Source organism: Streptomyces sp. NPDC059456, from assembly GCF_042750055.1.
Lineage (GTDB): Bacteria > Actinomycetota > Actinomycetes > Streptomycetales > Streptomycetaceae > Streptomyces.
On record NZ_JBHYVA010000368.1, the window covers coordinates 1 to 8,250 of the forward strand.

At 74.4% G+C, this 8,250-nt stretch carries 6 protein-coding genes; 5 read left to right on the forward strand and 1 reads right to left on the reverse strand.

The window, feature by feature from the left end:
- Positions 1-170 precede the first annotated feature (170 nt).
- From ACFXA3_RS26965 to ACFXA3_RS26980, 4 genes are all read left to right on the forward strand, one after another.
- Positions 171-1,370, forward strand: a complete 1,200-nt coding sequence (locus tag ACFXA3_RS26965) for a thiolase family protein (RefSeq protein ID WP_385190929.1) — start codon at positions 171-173, stop codon at positions 1,368-1,370.
- Between the two features lie 151 nt (positions 1,371-1,521).
- Positions 1,522-2,961, forward strand: coding sequence for an aldehyde dehydrogenase family protein (locus tag ACFXA3_RS26970; RefSeq protein ID WP_385190931.1), 1,440 nt, complete (start codon positions 1,522-1,524; stop codon positions 2,959-2,961).
- 127 nt (positions 2,962-3,088) lie between these two features.
- Positions 3,089-3,493 (forward strand): thioredoxin family protein, encoded by a 405-nt coding sequence (locus ACFXA3_RS26975; RefSeq protein WP_385190933.1) that lies wholly within the window; start codon positions 3,089-3,091, stop codon positions 3,491-3,493.
- 88 nt (positions 3,494-3,581) lie between these two features.
- Positions 3,582-5,012 (forward strand): dihydrolipoyl dehydrogenase family protein, encoded by a 1,431-nt coding sequence (locus tag ACFXA3_RS26980; RefSeq protein ID WP_385190938.1) that lies wholly within the window; start codon positions 3,582-3,584, stop codon positions 5,010-5,012.
- Here the strand turns inward: ACFXA3_RS26980 and ACFXA3_RS26985 are convergent.
- Positions 4,984-5,292 (reverse strand): DUF2087 domain-containing protein, encoded by a 309-nt coding sequence (locus tag ACFXA3_RS26985; protein WP_385190935.1) that lies wholly within the window; start codon positions 5,290-5,292, stop codon positions 4,984-4,986. The two genes, ACFXA3_RS26980 and ACFXA3_RS26985, sit on opposite strands and share 29 nt — an antisense overlap.
- 152 nt (positions 5,293-5,444) lie before the next feature.
- Between ACFXA3_RS26985 and ACFXA3_RS26990 the strand changes: the two genes are divergently transcribed.
- The gene (locus ACFXA3_RS26990) at positions 5,445-8,204 is read left to right on the forward strand and encodes a penicillin acylase family protein (RefSeq protein ID WP_385190936.1); all 2,760 of its coding nucleotides are present in this window, start codon (positions 5,445-5,447) and stop codon (positions 8,202-8,204) included.
- Positions 8,205-8,250: the final 46 nt, after the last annotated feature.

The following is an 8,250-nucleotide window of genomic DNA, read 5'->3' on the forward strand; positions in this document are numbered from 1 at the left end:
CCCCTCCGGGGGCCCGGGGCGCCCCCCCCCCCCCCGCGGGGGCTCGCGCCCGCGGGCCCCCGCGGCCGGGTGGGGGGGGCCCCCCCCCCGGGGCCCCCCCCGGCGCCGTCGGGTGCCGACCACGGCACCGCCGCGGCGCCGCCCGTACGGATCCGCCCAGGAGAGCCTGCATGAGCATCCGCACCGTCCGCGACGTGTACGTCGTCGACGCCGTCCGCACCCCGATCGGCAAGTTCGGCGGCGCCTACGCCGGGATCCGCCCGGACGACCTCGCCGCGCACGTCGTGCGGGCGCTGGTGGACCGTACGCCCGACCTGGACCCCGCCAGGATCGACGACGTGGTCTTCGGTGACGCCAACGGCGCGGGCGAGGACAACCGGGACGTGGCCCGGATGGCCGTCCTGCTCGCGGGTCTCCCGGTGTCCGTCCCCGGCGTCACCGTCAACCGGCTCTGCGGTTCGGGTCTCGAAGCGGTGATCCAGGCCGCCCGGGCGATCGCGCTCGGCGACGCCTCCGTGGCCATCGCGGGCGGGGTGGAGTCGATGAGCCGCGCCCCCTGGGTGGTGCAGAAGCCCGAACGGCCCTTCCCGGCCGGCCACCAGCAGATGTGGTCCACCACCCTGGGCTGGCGGATGACCAACCCGCGGATGCCCGCCGAGTGGACGGTCTCGCTCGGCGAGGGCGCCGAACTCATCGCGGAGAAGCACGGCATCACCCGCGAGGCCCAGGACCTCTTCGCGCTGGAGAGCCACCGCAAGGCCGCGGACGCATGGGCGGCCGGGCTGTACGAGGACGAGGTCGTCCCGTACCCCGGGGTGGACCTCGTACGCGACGAATGCATCCGCGAGGGCTCCACCCCCGAGGCGCTGGCCCGCCTGAAGCCCGCGTTCCGGACGGACGGCACGGGTACGGTCACGGCCGCGAACGCCTCCCCGCTCAACGACGGCGCCGCGGCGCTGCTGCTGACCGACGAGGAGGGGCTGGCGGCCACCGGCCGGGAGCCGCTCGCCCGGATCAGCGCCTCCGCGGTCACCGGCATCGAGCCGCAGCTCTTCGGCCTGGGCCCGGTCGACGCCGTGCAGCGCGCGCTCGCCAAGGCGGGCCGGAGCCTGGCCGAGCTGACGACGGTCGAGCTCAACGAGGCTTTCGCGGCGCAGGCGTTGGGCTGTGTCGCGGCCTGGCCGGAGCTGGACCCGGCCGTGCTCAACCCGCGCGGCGGAGCCATCGCGATCGGCCACCCGCTGGGTGCCTCCGGGGCCCGGCTCGCCGGCTCGGTGGCGCACCAGCTGGCCGCGGCCGGCTCGGGCACGGGCATGGCGACGCTGTGCATCGGGGTCGGGCAGGGCATCGCGCTCGTCCTGGAGCGCTGACCGCGCCCACACCGGCGGGCCGTCGATCGTTTCCGGTCATGACGTCCCGTCAACTGCCCAATAACTGAACAGATGCAGGTGCCTCCGGTCTGGCACGATGGCGCGTGCTGCCGCCCCCCGCCCCGCCCATCCCCACCGGAGGCCCTGCGCCATGCCGCTCCTCGAACCGACGCTCTGGCAGGACGGACCGACCCTGACCGGGGGCGCCGCCCCGGTCGTCGAACCCGCCACCGGCCGTACCCTCGCCACCGTCGAACTGGCCGCACCCGCCGATGTCACGGAGGCCGCCGTACGGGCCCGGGCCGCCCAGGAGGACTGGGCTCGGGCCGGCCACACGGCGCGGGCCGCGGTCCTGCGCCGTGCCGGCGACCTGTTCGCGGCCCACGCCGACGAGCTGCGGGACTGGCTGGTGCGGGAGTCCGGCTCCATACCCGGCAAGGCGGACTTCGAGCTGCACGTCGCCGCCCAGGAGTGCTACGAGGCCGCCGCGCTGGCCTCCCGTCCGGCCGGGCAGGTGCTGCCGAGCGAGGCGCCGCGGCTGTCGTTCACCCGCCGGATCCCGGCCGGGGTGGTGGGTGTGGTGGCGCCGTTCAACGCGCCGCTGATCCTGGCGATCCGCTCGGTCGCGCCGGCCCTCGCCCTCGGCAACGCGGTGCTGCTCAAGCCGGACGCGCGCACCGCCGTGTGCGGTGGCCTGGCGCTCGCCGCCGTCTTCGCCGCCGCGGGGCTGCCGGACGGGCTGCTGCACGTGCTGCCCGGGGACGCCCGGACCGGGGCGGCGGTGGTCGCCGATCCGCTGGTGCGGGTGGTGTCGTTCACCGGGTCCACGGCCGCCGGACGGCTCGTCGGGGAGCTGGCGGGCCGTCATCTCAAGCGGGCGCACCTGGAGTTGGGCGGCAATTCGGCCCTGGTCGTGCTCGCGGACGCCGATGTCGAGGCAGCCGTGGCGCAGGCGACCTGGGGGACGTTCTTCCACCAGGGCCAGATCTGCATGACGGCCGGCCGGCACCTCGTGCACGCCTCGCTGTACGACGAGTACGTCGAGCGGCTCGCCGCGCGGGCCGAGGCGCTGGCGGTGGGGGACCCGTACCGCGAGCGGGTCCACCTGGGGCCGCTGATCGACCGGGGTCAGCTGGAGCGGGTCCGCGGCCTGGTCGAGGCCAGTACGGGGCAGGGGGCCAAGCTCGTCGCCGGGGGTACCCACGAGGGGCCGTTCTTCCGGCCGACCGTGCTGGCGGGCGTCGCCGACGACACCCCCGCGTACGTGGAGGAGGTCTTCGGCCCGGTGGCGCCCGTACGGTCCTTCGGCACGGAGGAGGAGGCGGTGGCGCTGGCTTCGGCGGGCCCGTACGGCCTCTCCCTCGGGATCGTGACCCGGGACGCGGCGCGCGGCCTGGAGCTGGCGGGCCGCATCCCGACGGGGATCGTCCACATCAACGACCAGACGGTGAACGACGAGGCGGTGGCCCCCTTCGGCGGGGTGGGCGCCTCCGGCACCGGGGCCCGGTTCGGCGGGGAGGCGAACCTGGACGCCTTCACGGAGCTGCGCTGGACGACGGTCCGCTCGGCCCCGGCGGGGCACCCCTTCTGAGGGCCGCGCGTGCACTGCTTCCGAGCGCCGCCCGTGCGGTCCGCGCACCGGCGGGCCCGCGGGCGGAATGCGCGGGGCGGGCCGATCGTTCAAGGTGCATACAAGGCAATCAGGAGGTCTGGACACCGTGGCTACTGTCGAGCTCACCAAGGAGAACTTCGACCGGACGGTCAGCGAGAACCCGTTCGTGCTGATCGATTTCTGGGCGGGCTGGTGCCGGCCCTGCCTCCAGTTCGCCCCGGTCTACGAGAAGGCCTCGCAGGCCCACCCCGACCTGGTCTTCGCCAAGGTGGACACGGAGGCGCAGCAGGAGCTGGCCGCGGCCTTCCAGATCACGTCGATCCCGACGCTGATGATCGTCCGTGACCAGGTGGCGATCTTCGCGCAGCCCGGCGCGCTGCCGGAGGCCGCGCTGACGGACCTGATCGGGCAGGCGCGGGCCCTGGACATGGACGAGGTGCGTGCGAAGATCGCCGCAGAGCAGGAGGGCCGGGCGGCCGCGGGGGACTCCGCCGGCACGACGGAGGCCTGATAACCGCCCCTCGCGCCTTCGGCGCTCCGCCCGTGGTCCGCACGTAAGGTGACGGGGACATGAGGCCCTGGGACCACGGACGGTGACTGTGTCGGAAGCGGTGGAATACGACGTCGTGGTGCTCGGCGGCGGCCCGGCCGGCGAGAACGTCGTCGACCGGACCCGTGCGGCCGGGCTGAGCACGGCCCTGGTGGAGGCCGAGCTCATCGGCGGGGAGTGCTCGTACTGGGCCTGCGTCCCGAGCAAGGCGTTGCTGCGCCCGGCGCTGGCCAGGGCCGATGCCCGCCGGGTGCCGGGCCTGGCGGGCGCGGTCGGCGGGCCGCTCGACGCGGCGGCCGTGTTCGCGCACCGCGACTACTGGACCGGCAGCTGGAAGGACGACGGCCAGGTCGACTGGCTGGACTCGATCGGCGCCCACGTCTACCGCGGCCACGGCCGCCTGTACGGCGTGCGCAAGGTCGCCGTCACCAGCCCCGAGGGGGAGCACCACGTGCTCGCCGCCCGGCACGCGGTGGTCGTCGCCACCGGCACCCGCGCCGTGGTCCCGGACGTGCCCGGGCTCGCCGGGGCGCGGCCGTGGACCAGCCGCGAGGCCACCTCCGCCCGGGAGGTGCCGGGGCGGCTGCTGATCGTGGGCGGCTCGGTGGTGGCCGCCGAGATGGCGACGGCCTGGCAGGCCCTGGGCGCGCAGGTCACCGTCCTCGTACGGGGCTCCCGGCTGCTGCCGAGGATGGAGGAGTTCGCCGGAGAGCTGGTCGCCGAGGCGCTGCGCGAGGCCGGTGCGGTGGTCCGGACGGGAGTCTCCGTGGAGGCGGTCGTCCGGGACGGTTCGACCGGGCCCGTCCGGGTCGTGCTGGAGGGCGGCGAGTTCCTGGAGGGCGACGAGTTGCTCGTGGCCACCGGCCGCTCCCCGCACACGCAGGACATCGGGCTGGAGACCGTCGGGCTGACGCCCGGCGACTGGATCGCCGTCGACGACAGCTGCCGGGTCCAGGGCCACGACTGGCTGTACGCGGTCGGGGACGTGAACCACCGTGCGCTGCTGACCCACCAGGGCAAGTACCAGGCCCGGATCGCGGGAGCAGCCATCGCCGCCCGCGCGGCGGGCGGCCCCCCGCTCGACACCGGCCGCTGGGGCGCGCACGCGGCGACCGCCGATGCGCAGGCCCTGCCGCAGGCGGTGTTCACCGACCCGGAGGCCGCGGCGGTGGGCCTCACCCTCGCCGAGGCCGAACGGGCCGGCCACCGGGTGCGTGCCGTCGACTACGACCTCGGCAAGGTCTCGGGAGCCGGCCTGTACGCCGACGGGTACCGGGGGCGGGCCCGGATGGTCGTCGACCTGGACCGGGAGGTGCTCCTCGGGGCGACCTTCGTCGGACCGGGCGCGGCCGAGCTGCTGCACGCGGCCACGATCGCGGTCGCGGGGGAGGTGCCGGTCGCGCGGCTGTGGCACGCGGTCCCGGCGTTCCCGACGGTCAGCGAGATCTGGCTCAGGCTGCTGGAGACGTACCGGGGATAGCCGCCGTGGCCCGCCGGTAGCTGCTGCCGTCCCGGGTGCGGGTCAGCAGGCCCGCGGTGATCAGGTAGCGGCGCAGCGCCGAGCAGTCCTCGTGCACCGTGCGCAGTGCGTCGTTCACCTCGGACTCCGTGTACGCCCGGTCGGGCGCGAAGAGGGTCTCGGCGAGGTGGTCGAGGAGCTGCCCGCGGCGGGCGGCCTTGCGCGGGACGGCGATGAGCCGTCCGCCGGAGAAGAGGTCGGCGACCTGGCGGCCCTTGCGGGGCGTGGCGGTTTGTGACATGGCAGCGAGCCTGTCGGACCGCCGCGGTGGGGGCAACGGATTTATCTCCGTGTCGGCAACGGCCGTGAAAAGTGACGGTCGTTCATCTTACTGAGCGGTAGACCTCGCCAGTACCCTCCCCCGTGACCGCTTCCTGCCCCACGGAGGAACGCATGCGACGTCCCACCGCCCGTCTGAGAACGGCCTTGGCCGCCGGGGTGATCGCCCTCGGCGCCGCCCTGCTCTCCCCGCTCGCCCCCGCGGCCGCCGCCGACGCCGGCGACGTGCCCGTGCCGCTGCCCGTCGCCGACTACTGCGGCGGCCAGTGCGCGGACATCCTGCCGCCAGGCCAGAACGGCAACGCGACCCTCGCCCAGATCCTGCTGCACAAGGCGTTCGGCACGATGCCGGCCCACGCCTCCGACCAACTGGCCCGGTACGACTCCCTGGTGGCCGGGTATCCCGGCCTCACCGATGCCAAGGTCAACGACTTCTTCAACGACGCCTCCTTCGGCGTCCCCGCCGCCCAGGTCGAATCCACCTCCAGCCCGCGCCCCGACGTCACGATCACCCGTGACAAGAAGACCGGCGTCCCCCACATCAAGGGCACCACCCGCTACGGCACTTCCTTCGGGGCGGGCTTCGCCGCCGCCCAGGACCGGCTCTGGCAGATGGACCTGTTCCGTCACGTCGGCCGGGGCGACCTGACCCCGTTCGCCGGCGGCGCCCTCGCCAACCAGGGGCTGGAGCAGCAGTTCTGGCCGCAGGCCCCGTACACCGAGGCCGACCTCCAGGCGCAGGTGGACCGGATCCGCACCACCGAGGGCGACCGCGGCCGTCTCGCGATGGAGGACGCGCAGGCGTACGTCGACGGCATCAACGCCTACCGCGTCCAGTCCAAGAACGGCCGCTACTTCCCCGGCGAATACGTCCTCACCGGCCACATCGACTCGATCACCAACGCCGGCGAGATCCAGCCCTTCAAGGTCACCGACCTGATCGCCCTCGCCTCCGTCGTCGGCGGGCTGTTCGGCGGCGGAGGCGGCGGCGAGGTGCAGGCCGCGCTCTCCCTGCTCTCCGCGCAGCAGCAGTACGGCCTGGAGGAGGGCACCCGGGTCTGGGAGTCCTTCCGCGAGCGCAACGACCCCGAAGCCGTGCTGACCGTCCACGACGGCACGTCCTTCCCGTACGCGCAGAAGCCCGCGGACCCCCGGGGCACCGCCCTCCCGGACCCGGGCTCGGTCACCGCCGAGCAGCTCGTGTACGACCGCACGGGCGCCGCGGCCGCCCCGGCCGCCGCCAACCCGCCCAAGCCGGTCAAGCAGAGCATGTCCAACGCCCTGCTCGTCTCGGGGGCGAAGACCGCGAGCGGTCACCCCGTCGCCGTCTTCGGTCCGCAGACCGGCTACCTCGCACCCCAGCTCCTCATGCTCCAGGAGATCCAGGGCCCGGGCATCAGCGCCCGCGGCGCCTCCTTCGCCGGAGTGAGCATGTACGTCCAGCTCGGCCGCGGCCAGGACTACGCCTGGAGCGCCACCTCCGCCGGGCAGGACATCACCGACACCTTCGCCGTCGAGCTGTGCGAGCCCGGCGGCGGCACACCGACCACCGCCAGCGCCTCGTACCTCTACCGCGGCACCTGCACCCCGATGGAGAAGCTGGAGCGCACCAACGCCTGGAAGGCCTCGGTGGCCGACCCGACGCCGAACGGCTCGTACCGGATGCAGGTCTGGCGGACGAACTACGGCATCGTCACCCACCGCGCCACCGTCGCGGGCAAACCCGTGGCCTACACCGCGCTGCGCTCCACGTACCGCCACGAGGCGGACTCGATCATCGGCTTCCAGATGCTCAACGACCCCTCCTACGTGACGGACGCCCGGACCTTCCAGCAGGCCGCCCAGCACATCGGATACGCCTTCAACTGGTTCTACGCCGACGCGCGCGAAGCGGCCTACTACAACAGCGGGCTGAACCCGGTCCGCCCCGCCGGGGTCGACGCGGCCCTGCCCATCGCGGCGCAGCAGCCGTACGAGTGGCAGGGCTTCGACCCCACCGCCAACACGGCCGCCTACACCCCGCCCGCCGAGCACCCGCAGTCCATCGGGCAGGACTACTACATCAGCTGGAACAACAAACAGGCGAAGGACTACGGTGCGGCCGGCTTCGGCATGGGCTCCGTGCACCGCGGCGACCTCCTCGACCAGCGCGTCAGGCCGCTCGTCGCCGCCGGCGGGGTGACCCGCGCGAAGCTCACCCAGGCCATGGCCGACGCGGCCGTCACCGACCTGCGGGCCGAGAACCTGCTGCCCGAACTGCTCGCCGTCCTGCGCAGCGCCCCGGTCACCGACCCGGCGGTGGCCGCCGCGGTCGACAAGCTCGCCGCCTGGCAGGCGGCCGGCGCCCGGCGCAAGGAGACCGCGCAGGGCTCGAAGACGTACGCGTACGCCGACGCCGTCCGCATCATGGACGCCTGGTGGCCGCTGCTGATCGAGGCCGAGTTCAAACCGGGCCTCGGCGCCCCGCTCTACGACGCCCTGCGGGCCTCCCTCAGCGTCGACGAGGCGCCCAACGCGGGCCACGGGCCCACGGGTTCCCATGCCGGGTCGGCGTTCCAGTACGGCTGGTGGAGCTACGCGGACAAGGACCTGCGCGCGGTGCTCGGGCGCCCGGTCGCCGGTCCGCTGGCCCGCACGTACTGCGGCGGCGGCTCGTTGTCCGCGTGCCGCGACGCGGTCGCCGCCACGCTGAAGCAGGCTGCGGCGGCCACCGCGGCGGACGTGTACCCGGCCGACGGCACCTGCGCGGCCGGCAACCAGTGGTGCGCGGACTCGATCGTGCAGCGTCCGGTGGGCGGCCTGAGCCATCCGCAGATCAACTGGCAGAACCGGCCCACGTACCAGCAGGTGGTGGAGTTCCCGGCCCACCGCTGAGACCCGTACCGGCGAAAGGCCCGCCGGCCCCGGAGCGATCCGGGGC

Bases quoted from the DNA above. Each gene is read 5' to 3' on its own strand.
- ACFXA3_RS26965 (WP_385190929.1), top strand. From the start codon at position 171: ATGAGCATCCGCACCGTCCGCGACGTGTACGTCGTCGACGCCGTCCGC.
- ACFXA3_RS26970 (WP_385190931.1), top strand. From the start codon at position 1,522: ATGCCGCTCCTCGAACCGACGCTCTGGCAGGACGGACCGACCCTGACC.
- ACFXA3_RS26985 (WP_385190935.1), bottom strand. From the start codon at position 5,292: ATGTCACAAACCGCCACGCCCCGCAAGGGCCGCCAGGTCGCCGACCTC.
- ACFXA3_RS26990 (WP_385190936.1), top strand. From the start codon at position 5,445: ATGCGACGTCCCACCGCCCGTCTGAGAACGGCCTTGGCCGCCGGGGTG.